Raw genomic sequence first — 21,554 nt, 5'->3', positions numbered from 1 at the left:
CGCATTCGGGCTGCCGTGTCGGCGTTGGTGTCCCGGCGAGGAGTCGAACCTCGGACCTCGGCGTTCGTAGCGCCGCGCTCTGTCCTGCTGAGCTACCGGGACAAGGGCGGTCTGCGCACGCGCCCCTCCCCGGGCGGGCGCGCAGACCGCGCTCTTCGCCGCGGCCGACCCAAGGTAGCGGCGGGTGGGCGCGAAGAGCTCTTCGGAAAGAAAGGGAATTCAGCGAACGCGGGAGATCGCGCCGCCGAGGATCCGGTTTTGCCGTCGGGTCACGATCTCCTCCTCTCGGTGTGGCGTGCTGTGCTGTGTCGAAAAGAAGGATGCCTCAGTCCGCCGCGAGCGGCAACGCAATTAAAAACGCCCGCCTCGACGGTCCACAAAGGACCGTCGAGGCGGGCGTCGGGTGTGCTTCGGTCAGGCGGCGGCCTTGAAGCCGGGCTGGACGTTCGCGCAGCCGCGCAGCCCCGCCGTCTTGTTCAGCTCCAGCAGCGGCGGCAGCGTCTTCTGGGTGTACGCCTTGAGTTCCGCGAGCTTCGCGTCGTCGACCAGGTCACGCCGGACGTGGTAGCTGACCCAGTTGCGCGAATCGATGGTCAGGTTGCCGATCGGCGGGTTGACGAAGACCGTCGCGTATTCGCGCTCGAACCGCGGGTCCTGGTCGAAGCCCAGCGTGGTGATCCACGAGCCGATGAACGTGATCAGCTCGGGTTTGGCCTGGTCGAAGACGAGGTTTCGCACGCCCGTCACGTCGGACTCGTGCAGGTAGTCCGCCACCTGCTTGTCGCCGAGGCCGGCCAGGTCGAGCACCCGGAGGCGGCTGCCGAGCGACGTCCCGCCGAGGTCGATCAGGCCGACCTGGGCCGAGTCCGGCAGCTTCAGGATGTCCGCGAGGCCGTTGATGGTGCGGGCGTCGCGCTCGGCCACGATGCAGAACGCCGTCTTGACGTTGGCGCGGTAGGACGTGCCCTGGTCGTAGAGCCCGCTCACCGAGCTGACCAGCGCCACCACCAGCAGGCAGGCGAGCGCGATCCGCCCCCGCAACCGGGCCACGGCGAGCGCCTCGACGACCACGATCGCGCCGCCGAACGCGCCGAGCGTCCAAACCGGCGTGGCGAACCGCAGCTGCCCCATCCAGTCGTACTCGAGCACGATGTAGGCGGCGACGGTGAGCCCGAACGGCACCATCAGGGCGACCAGTCCGGTGCGCAGCCGCGACGGCCGGACCAGCAGCACCACCAGGCACGCGACGGCGATCGCGACGACCAGCCAGCCCACGTAGGAGACGATGTCGCCGGGGCGGGCGAGGTCCTCGATCGTCGGCGGCTCCTGTCCCTTCGCGACGGCGGTGTTCGGGACCAGGCGGCCGAACTCGAACCACCGGAACACCAGGTACGCGCCGTACGGGACGGCGAAGGCGGCGACCGAGAGGACGACCGCGCGAACGCTGCGGCCGAGCAGGTCCCGCTTGAGGAACAGCAGGACGGCGATCGGGTACGCGCCGGCGTAGATGATCCCGTCGGGCCGGGTCAGCGCGGCGAGCACGGCGATCAGCCCGGTGCCGACGGCGACCTGGGTGTCGAGGAGCCGTCCGCTGTGGACCGCGCGGACGATCAGCACCGCGAGCGCGGCGACCGTGAGCGCGTAGAAGGAGTTCTCCAGCCCGGAGAAGCACCAGATGACGAACGACGGGATCGCGGCGAGCGCGGCCCCGGCGACGAACGTGATCAGCGCCGGGCGGCGGCTGAGCACCTTGGCACCGAAGTGGAACAGCACGAGGATGGCGGCGCAGCAGGCCAGCGCGAGCGCCTTCGGGAACAGGATCTGGTCGTTGACGCCGAAGAGTGTCCCGTGGTCGAACAGGCCGACGAGCTTGCCGAGGGCGAGCAGGACCATCCAGGTCGGGTTGGAGTACCCCTCGACCGGCGCGGCACCGGGCTGGAGCACCGGCCCGAAGCCGTCGGCCAGGTTGCGCGAGTAGGCGAACGTGATGGCCGAGTCGTCGATCATCCAGTGGCCGTAGAGGGCGGCGTGCACGGCGATCAGCGCGGTGCCGCCGAGGACCGCGGCCACGGCGGCGAGCTTGCCCCGGGGGCTGCGCCGTGCGGTCGCCGGCCCGGACGGCCCCGGCTCGCTCTCGGACGGCGGTCTCGTCTCCGTCGTCTCCGCCACGCTCATCCGCAGGTTCTCCCCTTCGCCTCGACCACACCGGGCCCCCGACCCGGGCGGTCAGGCGAACAAGGCGTCGAGTTTCGCCCGGACCCGGTCGAGGTCTTCGCTGTATTTCAGGACGGCCCCGAGTGTTCGCGCCGCCGTTGCCGCATCGAGCTCGTCACGCTGAAGAGTCAATAGAGCGCGCGCCCAGTCGAGCGACTCCGCTACTCCCGGTGGTTTCAGCAAGTCCATTTCACGGAGCCGATGCACCGCTTCAGCAATTTGCCGAGCCAGAGCTGCACTTACCCGCGGGATCCTACGGCGCAGGATTTCGACCTCCCGCACCAGGTCCGGGTGTTCGAGCCAGTGGTAGAGGCAGCGGCGTTTGAGCGCGTCGTGCACCTCGCGGGTCCGGTTGGAGGTGAGGACGACCAGCGGTGGGTGCTCGGCGCGGACTTCGCCGTACTCGGGGATGGTCACGGCGTGCTCGTCGAGCAGCTGCAGGAGGAAGGCTTCGAACTCGTCGTCGGCGCGGTCGATTTCGTCGATCAGCAGCACGCACGGGGCACTGATCAGGGCCTGCAGCAGCGGCCGGGCCAGCAGGAAGCGTTCGGTGTAGAGCGAGCGCTCCGCGGCGTCGACGTCGAGCTGCCCGCCTCCGGCCGCTTCGAGCGCGCGCAGGTGCAGGAGCTGGCGCGGGAAGTCCCATTCGTAGAGGGCTTGGGAGGCGTCGATGCCTTCGTGGCACTGGAGGCGGACGAGCGGCCGCTCCAGCGCGGTGGCCAGGGCCAGGGCGAGGGACGTCTTGCCCGTGCCGGGCTCGCCTTCGCAGAAGAGCGGGCGCCCCATCCGCAGGGCGAGGAAGCCGGCGGTCGCGAGCCCGTCATCGGCGAGGTAGCCGGTCGCTTCGAGCGCGGCGGCGAGTTCTTCGGGCGAGTCCGTCACGCTGTCGATCGTAGGTGTTCAGGCCGGACCCGCCAGATCACCGGGGCGGTCGACGTCCCGGCCGCTGCCGAGGTCGCCGCACTCGATCAAGACGAGGTCCTCGCGGGTGGCGAGCCAGTCCCGGGCGCCGCGGTCACCCTGGGCGCTCCTCGCGACCTCCCCCCACCAGCGGCGGCCGAGCAGGACGGGGTGGCCGGGGACGCCGTCGTAGGCCGCACGGGCGACGGCTTCGGGGCCGGCGTGGGCGGTGAGGCGGGCGAGGACGTCGGCACCGACCCACGGGAGGTCGACGAGGTGGACGAGCGCGGCGGCGCGGTCGGTGGTTTCGAGCGCGGTCAGGCCGGCACGGAGGGAGGCACCCATGCCGGTGGCCCAGTCCTCGGCGAGAACGGCTTCGGCGGGATCGGGCAGGAGGGCACGGACCTGCTCGGCAGCGGCCCCGACGACGACCCGCACGGGATCGCACCCGGCGGCGGTGAGGGTGCGGAGGGCACGGAGGACGAGCGGTTCCCCGTCGACCTGGGCGAGGGCTTTGGGGCCGCCGAACCGGCGCCCGGCACCGGCGGCGAGCAGGAGCCCGGCAACGGGCGGCTCAGCCACGGGCACTCTGCGGGGATCCGACCGCCAGGTCCGCTTCGATGGCCCGCGCCGCCTCCAGCAGTGGTGGCACCAGGTCCTTCCGCACCGACTCCGCGGTGGTGCGGCTCGCGTGGGTCGACAGGTTGACCGCCGCCACCACTCGGCCCGTCCGGCCGTGGATCGGGGCCGCCACCGAGCGGAGGCCTTCCTCCAGTTCCTGGTCCACCATCGCCCAGCCCTGGCCGGCCACCTTGGCCAGCTCCTTGCGCAGGTGGGCGGGGGCCGTCACCGTGTGGTCCGTCAGCCGGTCCAGGCTCGCCACCTGGAAATACGCCGCCAGCTCCGGCTCGGTGAGACCGGCCAGAAGCACGTGGCCCATCGATGTCGCGTACGCCGGGAAGCGGGTGCCCACGTTGATGCTCACCGTCATGATCCGGGAGACCGCCACCCGCGCCACGTACACGATGTCGGTGCCCTCCAGCACCGAGACCGAACTCGACTCGTGCACGGTCGCCGACAGGTGCTCCAGGTGCGGCTGGGCGACCTCCGGCAGCGTCATACTCGACAGGTACGCGTAGCCCAGCTCCAGCACCCTGGCCGTCAGCGAAAAGTACTTGCCGTCGGTGCGGACGTAGCCCAGGTCGGCCAAGGTCAGGAGGAATCTCCGCGCCGCCGCTCGGGTGAGGCCCGTCGCGCGGGCCACGTCGCTCAACGTCAGCTCCGACGCGCCCGCGTGGAACGCCTTGATCACGGCCAGCCCGCGCTCGAGCGACTGCACGTGGTGGGCACCGCGGTGCGCCGGTTCGCCGTCCAGCCGGACGTCCAACGACGGCCTCGTCACGTCCATGCCCGGCACCCTATCCGGCGTCTTTCGGCACGGCGCTCGGCTCGCCGAGCTCGGCCAGGGTGCGCTGGGCGATGGCGAACGCCGCGTTCGCCGCCGGGGCACCGGCGTAGACCGCCGTGTGCAGCAGGACCTCGCCGATCTCCGCCGCCGTCAGGCCGTTGCGGACCGCCGCGCGGACGTGCATCGCCAGCTCGTTGTGCGCGTGCAGCGCGGTGAGCGCCGCCAGCGTCACGCAGCTGCGCGTGCGGCGGTCCAGGCCGTCGCGGGCCCACACCGAACCCCACGCGCCCTCGGTGATGTAGTCCTGGAACGGGCGGCTGAAGTCCGTGGTGCCCGCGACCGCGCGGTCTACGTGCTCGTCGCCGAGCACCTCGCGCCGCACCTTCATGCCCTGCTCGTGGCGGTCCGTCAAACTCGCTCCAAGTGCTCCAGGATCAGCCGGGTGAACTCCCCCGGCTGCTCGTAACTGCCCAGGTGCGCGGCGTCCGCCACGACCTCCAGCCGCGCACCGGGGATGCCCTCGGCGATCGGCCGCGCGTGCTCGGCCGGCGAGGTCGCCGGGTCTTCCGCGCCCGCGATGACCAGGGTGGGCGCGGTGATCTTCGGGAGCAGCTCCAGCAGGTCCATCCGCTCGATCGCGCCGCAGCAGGCCGCGTAGCCCTCCGCCGTCACCGCGGCGATCATCGCCCGGAGGAACTCGGCCCGCTCCGGGTGAAGTTCGCGGTAGGCGGGTGTCAGCCAGCGGCTCACGCCCGCCTCGGCCACCGCCGCGGTGCCCTCGGCGCGGACCGTGCGGGCCCGCTCCGCCCACATCGACGGCGGGCCGAGCTTGGCGGAGGTGCAGCACAGCACCAGGCTCGCGATCCGGTCCGGCGCGTGGATGCCGAGCCACATCCCCGTCATGCCGCCGAGCGAGAGGCCCACGTGATGCACCCGCTGGGCGCCGAGCTCGTCGAGCAGCTCCACGACGTCGGCACCCAGGTCTTCGAGTTCGTAGGGCCCCGGCGGGACCGGCGAAGCGCCGTGCCCGCGCGTGTCGTACCGGACCACCCGGAACCCGCGCTCGGCCAGCGGCGCGACCTGGGGTTCCCACATCCGCAGGTCGCTGCCGAGCGACCCGCCGAACACGACCACCGGCCCGTCGTCGGGGCCTTCCGCGACCCAGTGCAGCTTCACGGCATCACACCCGGAAGAAGACGGTCTCGCCGTCGCCTTGCAGCCGCACGTCGAAGCGGTAGCCGTCCTCGGTCTTCGCCGCGATCAGCGTGCCGCGCCGCTCCTCGGGGACCGTCGCCAGCACCGGGTCGCCGGAGTTGTCCTGGTCCTCGAAGTAGATCCGCGTGACGACCCGGTTGAGCAGGCCGCGCGCGAAGACCGAGACGTCGATGTGCCGGGCCTGCATGGCGCCGCCCTCGCCGGGCACCGCGCCCGGGAGCAGGGTGAGGATGCCGTACGTGCCGTCGGTTTCCGTCGGGCAGCGGCCGAAGCCGCGGAACTCGCCGTCCGCCGCGCCGCGCGGGTCGTCGGGGTGGCGGAAGCCGCCTTCCGGATCGGCCTGCCAGGTCTCGATCATGGCGTCCGGGACCGGGTCGCCGTTGCCGTCGCGGACGATCCCCCGGATCCAGAACGCGCCGGGCGTGCCCTCGGGCACGACGTGCGGGCCGTCGGGCCAGGGCAGCCCGATCGAGAGGTACGGGCCGACGGTCTGCGAAGGGGTGGGGAGCAGCTTGGTCATTCGTCCTCGTCCTCTTCCTCTTCGAACACCGACGCGTCGCGCCCGCGCAGCACGATGTCGAACTGGAAGCCGAGCGCCCACTCGGCCTGCGTGATGTCGTGGTCGTACCGCGAGACCATCCGCTGCCGGGCCTTCTCGTCCGGGATCGAGTTGAAGATCGGGTCCTGGGAGAACAGCGGGTCGTCCGGGAAGTACATCTGGGTGACCAGCCGCTGGGTGAACGCCGAGCCGAACACCGAGAAGTGGATGTGCGCCGGGCGCCAGGCGTTGTCGTGGTTCTTCCACGGGTAGGCGCCCGGCTTGATGGTGGTGAAGGTGTAGCGGCCGTCGCTGTCGGTCAGGGTGCGGCCGACGCCGTCGAAGTTCGGGTCGAGCGGCGACGGCCAGCGGTCGCCGGTGTGCCGGTAGCGGCCGCCCGCGTTCGCCTGCCAGATCTCGACGAGCGAGTCGCGCACCGGCCGGCCGTCGCCGTCGAGGAGGCGCCCGGTGACGATGATGCGCTGGCCCTGCGGCTCGCCGGCGTGCTGCCGGGTGAGGTCGTTGTCGTGCTCGCCGAGGCGGCCGGGCCCCAGCAGCGGGCCGGTGACCTCGGTGAGCATCTGCGGGAGCAGGACGAGGTCCTGCTTCGGGTGCCGCAGCGCGGTGGACCGGTAGCCGCTGGAGTCCAGCGGCGGGTGGGTGCCTTCGGGCTCTTCCCCGTAGCGCGGCAGCCTGAATTCGGTCGGCGTGGCCATTCCCGTTCTCCTTTACCGGCCTTCGAGGACGACGGCCAGGCCCTGGCCGACGCCGATGCAGATGGCGGCCAGGCCCCAGCCCCCGCCGCGACGGTGCAGGTCGTGGGCCAGGGTGCCGAGGATCCGGCCGCCGGACGCGCCGAGCGGGTGCCCGATGGCGATCGCGCCGCCGTGGGTGTTGACGATCTCCGGGTCGAGGTCCTTCCAGTCGCGCAGGCAGGCCAGCGACTGCGCGGCGAAGGCTTCGTTGAGCTCGACCGCGGCCAGGTCGTCCCAGCCGATGCCGGCGCGTTCGAGGGCGATCTCCGCGGCGCGCACCGGGCCGATGCCGAAGACGTCCGGGTCGACGCCCGCCGCGCCGCGGCCGGCGATCCGGGCCAGCGGGGCCTTGTTCAGGCGCTGCGCGGTCGCTTCGTCGCCGAGGAGGAGGGCCGAGGCGCCGTCGTTCAGCGGCGAGGCGTTGCCGGCCGTGACGGTGCCGTTTTCCTTGCGGAACACCGGCTTCAGCTTGGCGAGCTTCTCGGGGCTGGAGTCCGGGCGGATGCCTTCGTCGCGAGCCAGGTCGACGCCTTCGACCGGGACGACCAGGTCGTCGTAGAAGCCCTCGTCCCACGCCTTGGCGGCGTTGACGTGGCTGCGGGCGGCGAAGGCGTCCTGCTCGTCGCGGCCGATGCCGTAGCGCTCGGCGAGCTGCTCGGTGGACTCGCCGAGGGAGACCGTCCACTGCGACGGCATCGCCGGGTTGACCATGCGCCAGCCGAGGGCGGTGTTGTAGAGGGTCTGGTTGCCGGCGGGGAACGCCTTCTCGGGCTTCGGCATGACCAGGGGCGAGCGGGTCATGGACTCGACGCCGCCCGCGACGACGAGGGAGGCATCGCCGGTCTGGATCGCGCGGCTGGCCTGGATGGCCGCGTCGAGGCCGGAGCCGCAGAGGCGGTTGACCGTGCTGCCGGGCACGGTCGTCGGCCAGCCGGCGAGGAGGGCCGCCATGCGGGCGACGTTGCGGTTGTCCTCGCCCGCGCCGTTCGCGTCGCCGAGGGTGACTTCGTCCACTGTGGAGGGATCGAGGTCGTTGCGCCGCTGCAGGGCCTTGAGGACGCCGGCGGCGAGATCGTCGGGGCGGACGCCGGCCAGCGCGCCGCCGTAGCGGCCGAACGGGGTGCGGATCGCGTCGAGGATGTAGACGTCGGTCATGCGCTCGCCTTCTCCAGGTCTCGCAGGAGGGTCAGCTCCTGCTCCGTGGGCGCCGGGGTGGTCTCGAGGTCGTCGGACACCTTCAGTTTCCACCCCGTGGCCGCGATGGCGCTGTCGAGGTCCACGCCGGGGTGGAGCTGCGTCAACGTCAGCTCGGCGGTCTCCGGGTCGGGGCGCAGGAGGCCCAGATCCGTGACCACCAGCGTCGGGCCGCGGCCGGGGAGGCCGAGCCTCTCGCGGTCGCCCTTTCCGGTTCCGTGGCCGAACGACGTCACGAAGTCCACCTTCTCCACGAAAGCCCGGGGGTTCTGGCGCAGGACGATGAACACCTCGCCGCAGGAGGCCGCGATCTCCGGGGCGCCACCCGCGCCCGGGAGGCGCACCTTCGGGTCGCGGTAGTCCGAGCCGATCACCGTCGTGTTGATGTTGCCGAACTTGTCCAGCTGGGCCGCGCCCAGGAAGCCCACGTCGATGCGGCCCGGCTGGAGCCAGTAGTTGAACACCTCCGGCACGCTGATCACCGCGTCCGCCGTGTCGGCCAGCTCGCCGTCGCCGATCGACAGGGGCAGGCGCGACGGCTTGGCGCCCAGGCAGCCGGATTCGTAGATCAGCGTGAGGTTCGGCGCGTGCGCCCGGCGGGCGAGGTTCGCCGCCTTGCTCGGGAGGCCGATGCCGACGAAGCAGGACGTGCCGTCGCCGAGGGCGCGGGCCGCCGCGACGCTCATCATCTCGTCGGCGGTGTAGTCCGCGCTCATGCCGTCACCCCGGTCAGCTCGTTCAGCCACTTCGTGAACTCCTCGCGGTCGCGGCCCACCTCGTCCCACGCCTGGTACGCGGCGTTGTCCCGCTCGTAGTAACCCGCCGCGTACGACGGCTTCGCGCCGCCCGGCACCTCGGCCACCGCGGTGACCACCCACGCCGGAAGGACCACCGCGCCGGGGCGGGGCTCCAGCTCGTCGACGACTTCCTCGACCGTCACGATCGAGCGCCCGGCCGCCAGCACCGCTTCCTTCTGGACACCCGTGATGCCCCACATCTGCACGTTGCCGGCGCGGTCGGCGCGTTGGGCGTGGATGATCGTGACGTCCGGGTTCAGCGCCGGGACCGCCGTCAGCTTCTCGCCGGTGAACGGGCAGGTGATCGGCTTGATCGTGGCCGTCTGCGCCGGGAGGTCGGTGCCCGTGTAGCCGCGCAGCACCGCGAACGGCAGGCCGGACGCGCCGGCCACGTACCGGTTCGCCATGCCCGCGTGGCTGTGTTCCTCGATTTCCAGTGGCACCGGCCAGTCGTGCTGGACGGCGTCACGGAACCGGTGCAGCGAGCCGACGCCCGGGTTGCCACCCCACGAGAAGATCAGCTTCCGCGCGCAACCGGCGCCGATCAACTGGTCGTAGACGATGTCCGGGGTCATCCGCACCAGCGTGAGATCACGCCTGCGCTGCCGGATGATCTCCTGCCCGGCCGCGACCGGGATGAGGTGCGTGAACCCTTCGAGCGCGACGGTGTCGCCGTCGTGCACCAGCCGGGCCACGGCCTCCTCCAGTGACAGCAGCTCTGCCATCCCACGCTCCGCATCCGTTCGCATTCCGCACACTCGTTCTGCAACCGAACATAGCACGGCGACCGGAGACCCGACCAGACGTCTTCCACCCAATGGATGACGCACGCACGTCGAAGGGGACTTTCCCCGCCACCCAGGCGGGGAAAGTCCCCTTCGGGAAGCTGAGTCAGCCGCCCTCGGCGACGAAAAGGCTTCGGATGGCGACGGCGGCCGCACCCCGCGCCCACTCCTCGAACGGCAGCGGCCGGATCACCAGGCCGCACCGGGCGGCACTGCCGAACGCCTGGACCGCGAAGGTCCGGCGGATCCGGTCCTCGAACAGGTCGTAGGCGGCGACGCCCTCACCCGAGACGACCACGCGCTCCGGGCCGAACAGGTTGACCAGCGCGGCCAGCCCCAGCCCGATCGCGTGCCCCGCCCCGGCGAAGACTTCCCGCAGCGGTTCGTCGCCGCCGCGGGCGCGCGCCACCGCGTCTTCCATGGTCAAGGCGGGCTCTCCGGAGACTTCCCGGGCGAGGGCGAGGATCGCCTCGGTGGACGCGATCGCCTCGACGCAACCACGGCCGCCGCAGTGGCACGAAGGCCCGCCGCCGGCGACCGGGACGTGCCCGATCTCGCCGGCGACGCCGTGCGCGCCGCGGACCAGGTCGCCGTTCACCACCAGGGCGCCGCCGATCCCCGTCCCCACGGTGACCAGCGCGAACGACGACGTCCCGACACCCTCGCCGAACCACTGCTCGGCGACGGCGAGGGCCTTGACGTCGTTCTCGAGGGTCACGGTCAGCCCGGTCACCTCTTCCAGCAGTGCAGCCAGCGGGACGTCCCGCCAGCCGAGGAACGGGGAGTACCGGACGACACCGGACACCCGGTCGACGTCGCCGGACACCGCCACCCCCAGGCAGTAGGCGCGCTCGCGGAGGTCTCCGGTCAGGAGCGCCTCGACGAGGCCGGCCAGCGCGCGGACGACGTGCTCGACGTCGTGGCCGGGCAACGCGCGGCGGGCCGTGGCCCGGACGTCGGCGCGCAGGTCGGCGACCACGCCGATCAGGTCGTCACCGGTGATCTTGACGCCGGCGAAGTACTCGCGGTCAGGCCGGACCGCGAGGGGGCTCGCCGGGCGGCCGGCGCCGGGGGTGGTGCGGCCTCCGGAGGCGAGTTCCTCGAGGTAGCCGGCGTCGATGAAGGGCCGGGCCGCCTTGGTGACCGCGGCGGAGGAAAGCCCCGTCCGGCGGGCGACGTCGACCCGCGACACCGGCCCTTCGGTCAGGACCGTGGCGAACACGGTCGCGGCCGCGGGGCTGGTGATCGGCGCCCTTGCCGGTGCGCTGCGAGGCATGGCCGGAAGAGTAGGGAGATTTAATTAACTTCGTCAAGAATTTATTTTTCCGCTGGTCGCCCCTACGCTGTCGGACATGTCGCTCGTCGAACACGACCCCGCGCGCCGGCTCTGGCTGCTGCGCACCCCCGAGAGCTCGTACGCCTTCCGCCTGGACGCTGACGACCGCCCGCGGCACGTCCACTGGGGACCGCCGCTCACGCTGGCCCAGGCCACGCAGGTCGCCGAGCGCCGCAACCCGGCCGACAGCAGCTTCGACGAGCCCGGCGACGAGCGGCAGGAGCTCCCCGCCGAGGGCGGCGCGTTCTTCGGCGTCCCGGCGCTGGCCGTCCGGTACGCCGACGGGACTTCGGCGCTCGAGTGGCGTTACGACGGCTTCGCGCGCGAAGACGACACGCTCGTCGTGCGGCTCGCCGACCGGCACTACCCCCTCGAGCTGTCCCTGCACTACCGCGTCCGCGGTGACGTCGTCGAGCGCTGGACGTCGCTGCGGCACACCGGCTCCGAAGAGCCGATCGCCCTGCTGCGCACGGATTCCGCGTCGTGGACGCTCCCCCGGCGCGACGGCGCGCGGCTGAGCCACACCTCCGGCGCCTGGAACGCCGAGTACACCGTGCTGCGGGAACCGCTGCCGGTCGGCGAAACCACGCTCACCAGCCGTCGCGGCTCCTCCAGCCACCAGGTCAACCCGTGGGTGATGCTCGACGCGGGCGACGCGACGGAGACCGCCGGTGAAGTGTGGAGCACCGCGCTGGCGTGGAGCGGGAGCTGGCGGATCACGGTGGAGCGCACGCACACCGGCCGCGTCACGTGGACCGGCGGGTCCGGCCACGAGCACGTCTCGTGGCGGCTGCAGCCGGGCGAGACGTGGGAGACGCCGGTGTTCGCCGGGCTCTACGCGGCCGACGGCTTCGGCGGCACCAGCCGGCGGTGGCACGCGTACGTGCGCGAGTTCGTCCAGCCGCACCCCGGTGAGCTGCGGCCGATCGTCTACAACTCGTGGGAGGCGACCGGCTGGGACGTCGACGAAAAGACGGAGACCGGCCTGGCCGCGGCGGCCGCGAAGCTCGGCGCGGAACTGTTCGTCATGGACGACGGGTGGTTCGGCGCCCGCACCGGCGACTCGGCCGGGCTCGGTGACTGGATCGCCAACGACCGGCGCTTCCCGTGCGGGCTGCGGCCGCTGGTCGACGCGGTGCACGCGCTCGGGATGCAGTTCGGGCTGTGGGTCGAGCCGGAGATGGTCAACCCGGACAGCGACCTCTACCGCGCGCACCCGGACTGGGTGCTGCACATGGCCAACCGGGAACGCACGACGCTGCGCAACCAGCTCGTGCTGAACTTCGCGCGCCCCGACGTCGCCGAATGGGCCCACAAGTGGCTCGACGGCCTGGTGCGCGAGCACGGCATCGACTACCTCAAGTGGGACATGAACCGCGCGTTCACCGAGGCCGGCTGGCCCGAGGCGGGTGCCGACGCGCAGCGGCTGTGGGTCGGCCACATCCGGGCGGTTTACGCGATCCTGGACCGGCTGCGCGCCGACCACCCCGCCCTGCGGATCCAGGGCTGCGCGGGCGGCGGCGGCCGCACCGACCTGGGCATCCTCGCGCGCACCGACGAGATCTGGGCGTCGGACAACACCGACGCCGCCGACCGGATCACCATCCAGCACGGCTACGGCCAGGTCTACCCCGCGGGCACGATGTCGGCCTGGGTGACCGACAGCCCGAACCCGGCCACGCGGCGGGAGGCACCGCTGAGCTTCCGGTTCCACGTGGCGATGGCGGGCGTGCTCGGCCTGGGCGGCGACCTGCCGCGCTGGACACCGGACGAACTCGCCGAAGCGGCGTCGCTCGTGGCGCTGTACAAGGAGATCCGGCCCGTCGTGCAGCACGGAACGCTGTACCGGCTGGCCGATCCGGCGGTTTCGGCGCTGACCGCGGTGCAGTACGTGCTCGGCGATTCCGCTGTCGTCTTCTTCTGGCGGCGGCCGACGGAGTTCGCGCGGCCGTTCACCCCGCCGCGGCTCGCGGGGCTGGATCCCGCCGGGGTCTACCGCGACCAAGACGGCGTCGTGCACCACGGCGCCGTGTTGCTCAGCCACGGGCTGGCCGTCGTCTTCCCCGGCAGCGGGTACGCGAGCGCGGTGGTGCGGCTGACGCGCGTGGCCTGAATTGTCGGTGCCTTGGCCTAGGCTGTCGTCGTGGCCAAGATCGCGGTGACCCGATGGATTCCCGACGACGCGGTGAAGCTCCTCGCCGAAGCAGGCGACGTGGAGGTCTCCCCCGCCGATCGTCCGCTGACGCCTGCGGAACTGCACGAGTTCGTCGCCGGCGCGTCGGCGGTGGTGGGCATGTTGCACGACCGGCTCGACGGCGCGCTGGCCGACGCCGCCGGGCCGCAGCTGAAGGTGGTGGCGAACGTCGCCGTCGGGTACGACAACGTGGACGTCGCCGCGCTGGCTTCCCGCGGGATCGTCGTCACCAACACGCCGGGTGTGCTCACCGACGCGACCGCCGACCTCGCCTTCGGCCTGCTGCTCGCCGTCACGCGGCGCCTCGGCGAGGGCGAACGGCTGCTGCGCTCGCGCACGCCGTGGTCGTTCCACCTCGGCTTCCTGCTCGGCTCCGGGCTGCAGGGCAAAACGCTCGGCATCGTCGGGTTCGGGCAGATCGGGCAGGCGATGGCCAAGCGGGCGTCGGCGTTCGGGATGTCGGTCGTCTACTCCGGACGGTCCAAAAAGGACACGGACGCCGAGTACCTGTCGTTCGAGGAGCTGCTGGCGCGTTCGGACGTCGTCTCGCTGCACTGCCCGCTGACGCCCGAGACGCGGCACCTCGTCGACGCCGCCGCGTTGCGCGCCATGAAACCCGGGGCGTACCTGGTGAACACCACTCGCGGCCCGGTCGTCGACGAAGCCGCGCTGGCCGACGCGCTCGAAGCCGGGGAGATCGCCGGCGCGGCGCTCGACGTGTTCGAAAAGGAGCCCGAGGTCGAACCGCGGCTGCTCGGCCGGGACGACGTCGTGCTCAGCCCGCACCTGGGGTCGGCGACGGTCGAAACCCGCACCGCGATGGCCGTGCTGGCCGCGCGCAACGTCGCGGCGGTGCTCGCCGGGCGTCCCCCGCTGACGGAGGTGAAGCCGTGACCCGGGTCGTCATCGCGCCCGACAAGTTCAAGGGCAGTCTCACCGCGGTCGAGGCCGCGGAAGCGATCGCGCTCGGCGTGCGCGATGCCTTGCCGGACGCGGACATCGTCACCTGCCCGGTGGCCGACGGCGGCGAAGGCACCCTGGACGTGCTGGAAGCCGCGGGCGCGCGGATCGTGCGGCTCTCCGTCCGCGGGCCGCTCGAGGAGCCGGTCAAGGCGCGGTACGCGGTGCTGGACGGCACGGCGTACATCGAATCGGCGCGCGCCTGCGGCATCGAATTCGTCGATCCGTCACCGGCGACGGCGCTGGCCGCGCACACCTGGGGCGTCGGCGAACTGCTGGCGGATGCGTTGGTGCACGGCGCGAAGCGGCTCGTGCTCACCGTCGGCGGCACGGCCAGCACCGATGGCGGCGCCGGCATGCTGGGGGCTCTCGGCGCGGGCGTGCTGGACGCGTTCGGCGCACCCGTCGGCCTGGGCGGCGGGACGCTGACGCGGGTGGCGTCGACGGAACTGACCCCGGTGCGCGAGCGGCTGGACGGCGTGCGCGTGGCGGTCGCCACCGACGTGACGAACCCGTTGCTGGGCCCGAACGGCGCGGCGGCGGTGTTCGGGCCGCAGAAAGGCGCCGGGCCGTCGGAGGTGGCGCTGCTCGACGAGGGCCTCGGGCGGTGGGCGCACGCGCTGCAGGTGGGCGGGGCGCCGGACGTCACGCGGGTGCCGGGCTCGGGTGCCGGCGGCGGGGTGGCGGCCGCGGCGATCGCGCTGGGTGCGTCGGTCGAATCCGGGTTCGCCCTGATCGCGGGCCTGACCGGGGTGGACGCGGCGCTGGCGGGAGCGGATCTGGTCATCACGGGCGAGGGATCGCTGGACGAGCAGAGCCTGAACGGCAAGGCCCCGGCGGGCATCGCCGACCGGGCACGGCCGCGCGGGGTGCCGCTGCTGGCCTTGGCGGGCCGGATCCAGCTGGACGCGGCCGGGCTGGCGCGGCTGGGAGTGGTGGGGAGCAGCGCGCTGATCGACCACGCGCCTTCGCTCGAGCACGCGCGGAGTCATGCCGCGGAGCTGCTGCGGGAGCGCGCGGCGGAGCTGGTGCGCGCTTGGCGGGAGGGGTGACCACGGCACACCATTCGCCCTGAAGCGAAGCGAGACGGCCGGACGCCGAGGCGCTGCCCGCCGGCGAACGGACCTTCCGCGCCCGAAGAGCGAAAGGCCCGTCCGCCGAGGTCAGCTCGTGTGCTGGGGCAGCACGGCGAACGCCACACCGCCCGCTTCGTCCTCCTGGACGTCGAGCACCTTGTCGTCCAGCAGCGCCGCCGCCTGGGGTTCGAGGAACACCTTCGGGCCCTCCTCGGCTCCCAGCACGCTGTCGCCCTCGGCGGGCTCGGGAGCCACCGACAGCGCCAGCTGGGCGCTTTCGCCGTCGGCGTTCTGGACCGCCAAGCGGAGCCCGGCGTCGCCCTCCCCCTGGCTCGTCAGGGCGGTGATCGCCTCGGCGGCGGCTTCGGTCACGGTCAGCATCTTTCGGCCTTCCCTTCGTCGCGGTCCGATGACTGAGCCCCACGCTAGGGGGGTCCGAACGGACGCGCAGTCTGAGCGGATCAGCCCTGGCGCGCCGCGCGAATGGCGTCCGCCACCGATTCGCCCGCGTAGTCCGTCGTCTCGCGGCGGCCCTGGTTCGAATGGCGGCGGGGCACCGTCTCCTCCGGCGCCACCGGCTCGAAGTCCGGCGGCGCGTCCTCGATCGTCTCGTCGAGCTCCGCCGCCGGCGTCGCCGCGAGCGGGCGCTCGGGGACCGGCTCCGGCTCGGCGTCCGGCACCTCTTCGGCCAGGCGCTGGTCCATCGGCTCGCCTTCGCGGATTTCCCGCGGCGTCGTGCCGTAGCGGTCGGCGGCACTCCAGTGCTCCGGCGGCTCGATGCCCTCCTCGAGCGAATCCACCCGCAGTTCGTCCTCGTCCAGCGCCTCGCTGGGGCTCAAGCTCTGCGGTTCGGCCGAGTCACGGTCACTCACTGGCCCTCCTGGGCGCCTCGAAGTTGTCGTCGCCGGTGACCTACCCCGGCCGGCGGGGCCGCGAAACCCGCCGCTGTCACCGGGATCACATTTCTTCAACGGGTTTAACACATTCACAAGTTTGTGAATGTCAGCTAGGTTGGGATCATGGCCACCACCAGGTGCGCACCGGAACACCGGCTGCTCGCCACCGACCCGGACCGGCACCACGAACTCGGCACGCACGCCGCCTGGTACGTCGTCGCCGGCGTAGTGACAACCGGCGTCCAGGCCGTTCTGTTCCTCCTGCTGCGCGACGAGCTCGGCTCGCAGGCGGCGAACCTGGTCGCGATCGCGCTCACCACGGTCGGGAACACCGAGTTCCACCGCCGCGTCACCTTCGCCGGACGCCACAGCAACGCCGGGAAGCGGCACCTGCAGGACCTGCTCACCTTCGCCTTCTACGCCCTGTACGGCTCGGCCGTGCTGGCGCTGCTCGACGCCTTCGTCGACCGGCCGACGTCGTGGGAGGAGACCGGCACGCTGCTGCTGGCCAGCCTGGTCGGCGGGTTCGTGCGGTTCGCCGTGCTGCGCTGGTGGGTCTTCGCGCACCGCACCGGACCGGCCCCGGCCGCCCACACCGGCTAGCGTCTGCGAGCGTGGCGTCGGAAGACTCGAAGCGGAACGACATCAAGCCCCACGCAGGCGGCACCGAACCGGACTACCGCTTCACGCTGGCCAACGAACGCACCTTCCTCGCCTGGCTCCGGACGGCCCTCGGTCTCCTCGCCGGCGGCGTCGCGGTGCATCAGCTGGTGCCGTCGCCGGCCGCGGCGAGCACGGTGCTCGCCGGGCTGTGCGTCGCGCTGGCCGCCGCCCTCGCCGCGACCGCGTACCCGCGGTGGCGGCGGGTGCAGATCGCGATGCGAGCCGGGGAACCGCTGCCGCCGAGCCGGATGATCCTGGCGCTGACCGGCGGGCTGCTCACCCTGATCGTCGCCGCGACCGTACTCCTGGTGGTCCCATGAGTGACACGAAAGGCTGCGGACGGTGACGGCGGGGAAAACCGGCCCGTCCACCCGGCATTCCCGACGAGCCGCGGGGCCCGCTCCGGGCGAGGGGCCGAGCCGGACGCGAATACCGCCGGTTCACGATTATCGTGACGTCAAAAGTACCGACACACCCGTCGAGATCCGGCCGTGACCACCCCCGGGGGCGCCCAAGCCGAGCGCACGGGGCTCGCCTGGCGGCGGACCGCACTCGCGTCCGCCGCCTGCACGGTACTGCTCCTGCACTCCGCCGCCCAGCGCCATTGGGGTGGCACATTGATCCCCGTTTTGCTCGCCGCCGGGACATCTGCCCTGCTCGCGGGCATCGGGATGCGCCGCGAACGGGCCTTGCGCGCCGCCGAACCGGGGCCGCCGAGCCGTGTACTGCCCGCAATCGCGTCGCTCGCCGTGACCGCGACGGCCGCTTCCGTGGTCGTCTTCCACTGACGAGTGAACTCGGCACATCCTGAAACCGATTAATCGCAATGTGCGGGCGCGGGTCGCGGGAACATCACGGTCGATACTGCTAACGGGGTATTGGTCGTTGAAATCTGGACTGACCCACCTGGAGGTGCTTACGATTACCCTGCGTCGCACGGAACGCAGATCAGCCCCAGTCCACTGGAGCATCTGCGATGGATCAGTTACGGAGTGTTGAACCCCCGGCAGCGACGGTCGAGGGTCGGCCGGGGAGACGACCATGACAGCACCGCCGAGCACCACCGAACAATCCGCTTCCAGCCTTCGCGATTATCGCACTCCGGAGTCCCTGCCCCGCCCGGGCGGCCGGCTCACCAAGGAGGACCTCGACCCCCTCGTCAAGGACGCGGGCGAGGGCAACCCGGCGGCGATCCACTCGCTGCTGCAGATGATCGAGCCGGTGGTGGTCCGCTACTGCCGCGCGCGCATGGGCGGCCGCGATCTCTCCTACCTGTCGGCCGACGACGTCGCCCAGGAAGTCTGCCTGGCCGTGCTCAAGGCCCTGCCCGACTACCAGGACCGCGGCGGCTCCTTCCTCTACCTGGTCCACGCGATCGCGGCCAACAAGGTCGCCGACGCCTACCGCGCCGTCGCCCGCGACCGCTCCGAGCCCGTCCCCGAGCTCCCGGAGCGCCCGCTGGTCGCCGGCAACGAGCCCGAAAGCCACGCGCTGCACCTCGACCTCGGTGCCCGCCTCGGCCGGCTGCTCGCTTCCCTGCCCCGGGTGCAGCAGGAGATCCTGACCCTGCGCATCGCCGTCGGCTTCTCGGCGACCGAGACCGCCGAAGCGCTCGGGATCTCCCCGGGCAACGTCCGCGTGACGCAGCACCGCGCCCTGACCCGGCTGCGCGGCATGATCCGCGACGACGAGTTCTGAGAAGACCACACCGGCGGGCGGGCGGGGTGACCTTTTTTACCCCCTGGAGGAGGTGACCCCGCCCGCGTCCAGCTTGTAGACCGCACGGGCGTTGTGCTCGAACACGGCCAGGCGCTCGGCGTCCGACAGCGAGCCCGTCAGGGCGATCGCCGCGTCGAGGACCACCTCGTAGGACGCCGCCAGTTCGCAGACCGGCCAGTCCGAGCCGAACAGCAGGCGCTCCGGGCCGAACACGTCGAGGACGTGGTCGACGTACCGGCGCAGGTGCCCGACCTCCCAGCCCGTCCAGTCCGCCTCGGTGACCAGGCCGGACAGCTTGCACACGACGTTTTCGCGCGCCGCCAGCGCGGCCACGCCGGACGCCCAGGGCTCCCACTCCCCCGCCGCGATCGGGGGCTTCGCCGCGTGGTCGAGGACCAGGCGCAGCTCCGGCAGGCGCAACGCCAGCTCGGTCGCGGCCGGCAGCTGCGCGGGGCGTACCAGCAGGTCGAAGGCCAACCCCGCCGCCGCCACGGTGCTCAGCCCCGCGACGACCTCCGGCCGTAGCAGCCAGTCGTCGTCCGGCTCGCCCTCCACCTGGTGCCGGATCCCGACCAGCGGGCCGTCGAACGCGGCCAGCCGGTCGGCGACGTCTCCGGCCGTGAGGTCCACCCAGCCGACCACGCCCGCGATCACCGGCTCCGCGGCCGCGGTGGCGAGGAACTCCGCCGTCTCCGCTTCCGACGACACCGTCTGGACCAGGACCGTCGCGTGCACACCCGCCGCCTTCGTCACCGCGCGCAGGTCGTCGACGGTGTACGGACGGCGGATCGGGTCCATGGCGTCCCCCGCCATCCACGGGTACTCGCGCCGCGACGGGTCCCACAGGTGGTGATGGGCGTCGATCATGAGACTCCTTCGGCGATGACGACGTCGGCGCGCAGCAGTCCCGCGTCGACCAGCTCGGTCCACAGGGCGGGCGGCACGATCGCCCGCGCCCGCCGCGCGTTCACGGTGACCTGGTCCGGATCGTGCGCGCCGACGACCACGGAGGCCACCGCGGGATGCGCCATCGGCAGCGCCAGTGCCGCTTCCGGCAGCTCGACACCGTGCCGCGCGCAGATCCCGGCGATCCGCCCGGCCCGCTCGACCAGCTCCGCGGGCGCTTCGGCGTAGTCGTAGACCCGGCCCGGTTCGGCGGTCGCCAGTATCCCGCCGTTGAAGGCGCCCCCGACCACCACACGGACGTCCCGCTCGGCGCACAGCGGGAACAGCTCGTCCAGCGCGGGCTGGTCGAGCAGCGTGTAGCGGCCGGCCACCAGCAGCACGTCCAGGTCGGTGCGGCGGACGAACTCGGCCAGCATCGGCGTCTGGTTCATCCCGGCGCCGAACGCGCCGATCACGCCCTGTTCGCGCAGTGCGCGCAACGCCGGGAACGCCCCCGACAGCGCCTCCTCGAAGTGGTCGTCGGGGTCGTGGACGTAGACGATGTCGACCCGGTCGAGCCCGAGCCGGGTCAGGCTGTCGTCCAGGGACCGCAGGACGCCGTCGCGGCTGAAGTCCCACCGGCGCCGGTACGCGGCCGGGACGGCGAAGCCCTGGTCGTCGCGGGCGCCGGCGCCGCCGGGGTTCGGCTCCAGCACGCGGCCGACCTTCGTCGAGAGCACGTACTCCTCGCGCGGGTACGTGCGCAGGACCGCGCCCAGCCGGGCCTCCGACAGGCCGAGGCCGTAGTGCGGCGCCGTGTCGAAGTAGCGGACGCCCTCGTCCCACGCGCGCCGGACGGTCGCGGCCGCCGTCTCGTCGCTGATCGCGTGGTACAGGTTGCCCAGCTGCGCGCAGCCGAGCCCCAGCGGGGACAGGGAAAGTTGCAACGCGGTCACTCCTTCACCGGCCGTTCGCGGACCGGCCCGACGCCGGTGTCTTCGAGGACGTGGAAGAGGCCGGGACCGTTACGCCCGGGCTCGGGCCGGGTGGGTGGGGCCACTCGTTCCGGTGCGCGCTGGTGGGTCATCGCCCCCTCTTCCGCCGGGACATGGCACGCTGGGGAACACCACCGAAACATCCGAGGTCTGTTGCAGGGAAGGCGGACGCGATGCCCGTCACCGATGTCGCGATCGACAAGATCAAGGACATGATCATCTCCGGCGAGCTGGCGCCCGGCGACCGGCTGCCGAAGGAGGCCGAGCTGGCCCAGCGGCTCGGGCTCTCGCGCAGTTCCCTGCGCGAGGCCGTGAAGGCGTTGTGCCTGATCAGGGTCCTCGACGTCCGCCAGGGCGACGGCACGTACGTCACCAGCCTCGAGCCCAACCTGCTGCTCGACGCCATGACGTTCGTGGTCGACTTCCACCGCGACGACACCGTCCTCGACTTCCTGGCCGTGCGCCGGATCCTGGAGCCCGCCGCGACCGCGCTGGCCGCGCTGCACATGAGCGACGCCGACATCGCGGAGCTGGGCACGCTGCTCCACGAGCTCGAGGACTCGCCGACGGTGGAAGCGCTGGTCGCCAACGACCTGCAGTTCCACCGCAAGATCGCCGACGGCTCCGGCAACCCGGTGCTCTGCTCGCTGCTCGACAGCCTTTCCGGGCCGACCGCCCGCGCCCGGATCTGGCGCGGCCTCACCCAGGAGGGCGCGGTCGCGAAGACCCGCGAACAGCACACGGCGATCTACGAGGCCATCGCCGCGCGCGAGCCGGAACTGGCCCGCTCGTGGGCGACCGTGCACGTCGCGGGCGTGGAGCAGTGGCTGCGCAACGCGCTCGGGACCGCGGACGACCCGACCGTGGCCGACGCGGACGCCGAGCCGGACGCGGAAGCCTCGTAGCCGCACTCTCACCTCTTCCTCGTACCCGGCTCGTCGTGAGTGGTAATTCGGGGATCGGAAGATCACAAGACTGAACTACATTCACATCTTCAAATATCTAGTATTCCTTCTTATTATTG

Annotated in this window: 25 protein-coding genes and 1 tRNA gene; 8 read left to right on the top strand and 18 right to left on the bottom strand. The window is 72.2% G+C overall.

From position 1 onward, the window contains the following. Window positions 1-25 precede the first annotated feature (25 nt). From ACWED2_RS43860 to ACWED2_RS43800, 13 genes are all read right to left on the bottom strand, one after another. Window positions 26-102: transfer RNA gene (locus tag ACWED2_RS43860), tRNA-Arg, on the bottom strand. A gap of 312 nt (window positions 103-414) precedes the next feature. After that, the gene (locus ACWED2_RS43855; RefSeq protein WP_449696433.1) at window positions 415-2,175 is read right to left on the bottom strand and encodes a hypothetical protein; all 1,761 of its coding nucleotides are present in this window, start codon (window positions 2,173-2,175) and stop codon (window positions 415-417) included. A 51-nt stretch (window positions 2,176-2,226) separates the two neighbouring features. Then, entirely contained in the window at window positions 2,227-3,096 is an 870-nt protein-coding gene (locus tag ACWED2_RS43850) for an AAA family ATPase (protein WP_449696432.1), read from the bottom strand. 18 nt (window positions 3,097-3,114) lie between these two features. Continuing rightward, window positions 3,115-3,696 carry a nucleotidyltransferase family protein gene (locus ACWED2_RS43845; RefSeq protein ID WP_449696431.1) on the bottom strand — a complete coding sequence of 194 codons (582 nt, stop codon included), beginning with the start codon at window positions 3,694-3,696 and terminating at the stop codon, window positions 3,115-3,117. Next, the gene (locus tag ACWED2_RS43840) at window positions 3,689-4,522 is read right to left on the bottom strand and encodes an IclR family transcriptional regulator domain-containing protein (protein ID WP_449696430.1); all 834 of its coding nucleotides are present in this window, start codon (window positions 4,520-4,522) and stop codon (window positions 3,689-3,691) included. Before ACWED2_RS43840 ends, ACWED2_RS43845 begins: the two co-directional genes overlap by 8 nt. Window positions 4,523-4,532: 10 nt before the next feature. Beyond that, the gene (gene pcaC, locus ACWED2_RS43835; RefSeq protein WP_176172256.1) at window positions 4,533-4,934 is read right to left on the bottom strand and encodes a 4-carboxymuconolactone decarboxylase; all 402 of its coding nucleotides are present in this window, start codon (window positions 4,932-4,934) and stop codon (window positions 4,533-4,535) included. After that, on the bottom strand, window positions 4,931-5,698 hold the full coding sequence (gene pcaD, locus ACWED2_RS43830) for a 3-oxoadipate enol-lactonase (RefSeq protein WP_449696429.1): 768 nt from the start codon (window positions 5,696-5,698) through the stop codon (window positions 4,931-4,933). Before pcaD ends, pcaC begins: the two co-directional genes overlap by 4 nt. A gap of 4 nt (window positions 5,699-5,702) precedes the next feature. After that, a complete protein-coding gene (gene pcaG, locus ACWED2_RS43825) occupies window positions 5,703-6,257 on the bottom strand; it encodes a protocatechuate 3,4-dioxygenase subunit alpha (RefSeq protein WP_449696428.1) in 555 nt (184 codons plus the stop codon). Next, a complete protein-coding gene (gene pcaH, locus ACWED2_RS43820; RefSeq protein ID WP_449696427.1) occupies window positions 6,254-6,991 on the bottom strand; it encodes a protocatechuate 3,4-dioxygenase subunit beta in 738 nt (245 codons plus the stop codon). Before pcaH ends, pcaG begins: the two co-directional genes overlap by 4 nt. Before the next feature lie 12 nt (window positions 6,992-7,003). Further along, on the bottom strand, window positions 7,004-8,185 hold the full coding sequence (locus ACWED2_RS43815; RefSeq protein WP_449696426.1) for a thiolase family protein: 1,182 nt from the start codon (window positions 8,183-8,185) through the stop codon (window positions 7,004-7,006). After that, window positions 8,182-8,940 carry a CoA-transferase subunit beta gene (locus tag ACWED2_RS43810; RefSeq protein ID WP_449696425.1) on the bottom strand — a complete coding sequence of 253 codons (759 nt, stop codon included), beginning with the start codon at window positions 8,938-8,940 and terminating at the stop codon, window positions 8,182-8,184. The genes ACWED2_RS43815 and ACWED2_RS43810 overlap by 4 nt, the downstream gene beginning before the upstream one ends. After that, complete coding sequence (locus tag ACWED2_RS43805) at window positions 8,937-9,746, bottom strand: CoA transferase subunit A (RefSeq protein ID WP_449696424.1); 810 nt, start codon at window positions 9,744-9,746, stop codon at window positions 8,937-8,939. Before ACWED2_RS43805 ends, ACWED2_RS43810 begins: the two co-directional genes overlap by 4 nt. A 166-nt stretch (window positions 9,747-9,912) precedes the next feature. After that, window positions 9,913-11,082, bottom strand: a complete 1,170-nt coding sequence (locus tag ACWED2_RS43800; protein WP_449696423.1) for an ROK family protein — start codon at window positions 11,080-11,082, stop codon at window positions 9,913-9,915. 76 nt (window positions 11,083-11,158) lie between these two features. Between ACWED2_RS43800 and ACWED2_RS43795 the strand changes: the two genes are divergently transcribed. From ACWED2_RS43795 to ACWED2_RS43785, 3 genes are read left to right on the top strand one after another with little or no spacing between them, the layout of a single operon-like run. Beyond that, entirely contained in the window at window positions 11,159-13,255 is a 2,097-nt protein-coding gene (locus tag ACWED2_RS43795) for an alpha-galactosidase (RefSeq protein WP_449696422.1), read from the top strand. Between the two features lie 30 nt (window positions 13,256-13,285). After that, the gene (locus tag ACWED2_RS43790; protein WP_449696421.1) at window positions 13,286-14,230 is read left to right on the top strand and encodes a 2-hydroxyacid dehydrogenase; all 945 of its coding nucleotides are present in this window, start codon (window positions 13,286-13,288) and stop codon (window positions 14,228-14,230) included. Beyond that, window positions 14,227-15,348 carry a glycerate kinase gene (locus ACWED2_RS43785; protein ID WP_449696420.1) on the top strand — a complete coding sequence of 374 codons (1,122 nt, stop codon included), beginning with the start codon at window positions 14,227-14,229 and terminating at the stop codon, window positions 15,346-15,348. The genes ACWED2_RS43790 and ACWED2_RS43785 overlap by 4 nt, the downstream gene beginning before the upstream one ends. Before the next feature lie 111 nt (window positions 15,349-15,459). Here ACWED2_RS43785 and ACWED2_RS43780 read toward each other — a convergent pair whose 3' ends face one another. Beyond that, window positions 15,460-15,753 carry an iron-sulfur cluster biosynthesis family protein gene (locus tag ACWED2_RS43780; protein ID WP_020644357.1) on the bottom strand — a complete coding sequence of 98 codons (294 nt, stop codon included), beginning with the start codon at window positions 15,751-15,753 and terminating at the stop codon, window positions 15,460-15,462. An 80-nt stretch (window positions 15,754-15,833) separates the two neighbouring features. Continuing rightward, on the bottom strand, window positions 15,834-16,244 hold the full coding sequence (locus tag ACWED2_RS43775) for a hypothetical protein (RefSeq protein ID WP_449696419.1): 411 nt from the start codon (window positions 16,242-16,244) through the stop codon (window positions 15,834-15,836). Window positions 16,245-16,391: 147 nt separating this feature from the next. On the opposite strand from ACWED2_RS43775, the gene ACWED2_RS43770 reads away from it, so the two are divergent. The 4 genes from ACWED2_RS43770 to shbA all read left to right on the top strand — a co-directional run bounded on the left by ACWED2_RS43770 (window position 16,392) and on the right by shbA (window position 18,629). Then, window positions 16,392-16,871: a GtrA family protein gene (locus ACWED2_RS43770; protein ID WP_449696418.1), complete on the top strand. Its 480-nt coding sequence runs from the start codon at window positions 16,392-16,394 to the stop codon at window positions 16,869-16,871. An 11-nt stretch (window positions 16,872-16,882) separates the two neighbouring features. Next, complete coding sequence (locus tag ACWED2_RS43765; protein ID WP_449696417.1) at window positions 16,883-17,251, top strand: YidH family protein; 369 nt, start codon at window positions 16,883-16,885, stop codon at window positions 17,249-17,251. A gap of 171 nt (window positions 17,252-17,422) precedes the next feature. Further along, on the top strand, window positions 17,423-17,719 hold the full coding sequence (locus tag ACWED2_RS43760; RefSeq protein WP_449696416.1) for a DUF202 domain-containing protein: 297 nt from the start codon (window positions 17,423-17,425) through the stop codon (window positions 17,717-17,719). A 253-nt stretch (window positions 17,720-17,972) separates the two neighbouring features. Continuing rightward, window positions 17,973-18,629, top strand: coding sequence for an RNA polymerase sigma factor ShbA (gene shbA / locus ACWED2_RS43755; protein ID WP_449696415.1), 657 nt, complete (start codon window positions 17,973-17,975; stop codon window positions 18,627-18,629). Between the two features lie 36 nt (window positions 18,630-18,665). Here the strand turns inward: shbA and ACWED2_RS43750 are convergent, their stop codons facing one another. Genes ACWED2_RS43750 through ACWED2_RS43740 form a run of 3 tightly spaced genes read right to left on the bottom strand, consistent with a single transcriptional unit; the run spans window position 18,666 to window position 20,622 of the window. Next, complete coding sequence (locus ACWED2_RS43750; RefSeq protein WP_449696414.1) at window positions 18,666-19,517, bottom strand: amidohydrolase family protein; 852 nt, start codon at window positions 19,515-19,517, stop codon at window positions 18,666-18,668. Then, window positions 19,514-20,482, bottom strand: coding sequence for an aldo/keto reductase (locus tag ACWED2_RS43745; RefSeq protein ID WP_449696413.1), 969 nt, complete (start codon window positions 20,480-20,482; stop codon window positions 19,514-19,516). Before ACWED2_RS43745 ends, ACWED2_RS43750 begins: the two co-directional genes overlap by 4 nt. Window positions 20,483-20,487: 5 nt before the next feature. After that, window positions 20,488-20,622 (bottom strand): hypothetical protein, encoded by a 135-nt coding sequence (locus ACWED2_RS43740; protein ID WP_449696412.1) that lies wholly within the window; start codon window positions 20,620-20,622, stop codon window positions 20,488-20,490. A gap of 81 nt (window positions 20,623-20,703) precedes the next feature. Here ACWED2_RS43740 and ACWED2_RS43735 point away from each other — a divergent pair, with 81 nt between their 5' ends. Further along, complete coding sequence (locus ACWED2_RS43735) at window positions 20,704-21,435, top strand: FadR/GntR family transcriptional regulator (protein ID WP_449696411.1); 732 nt, start codon at window positions 20,704-20,706, stop codon at window positions 21,433-21,435. The last annotated feature ends 119 nt before the right edge of the window (window positions 21,436-21,554 follow it).

The sequence above is a fragment of the Amycolatopsis sp. NPDC005003 genome (assembly GCF_053600695.1).
Note: the sequence above shows the minus strand (reverse complement) of the source record. Positions and strands in the feature narration are given on the sequence as shown.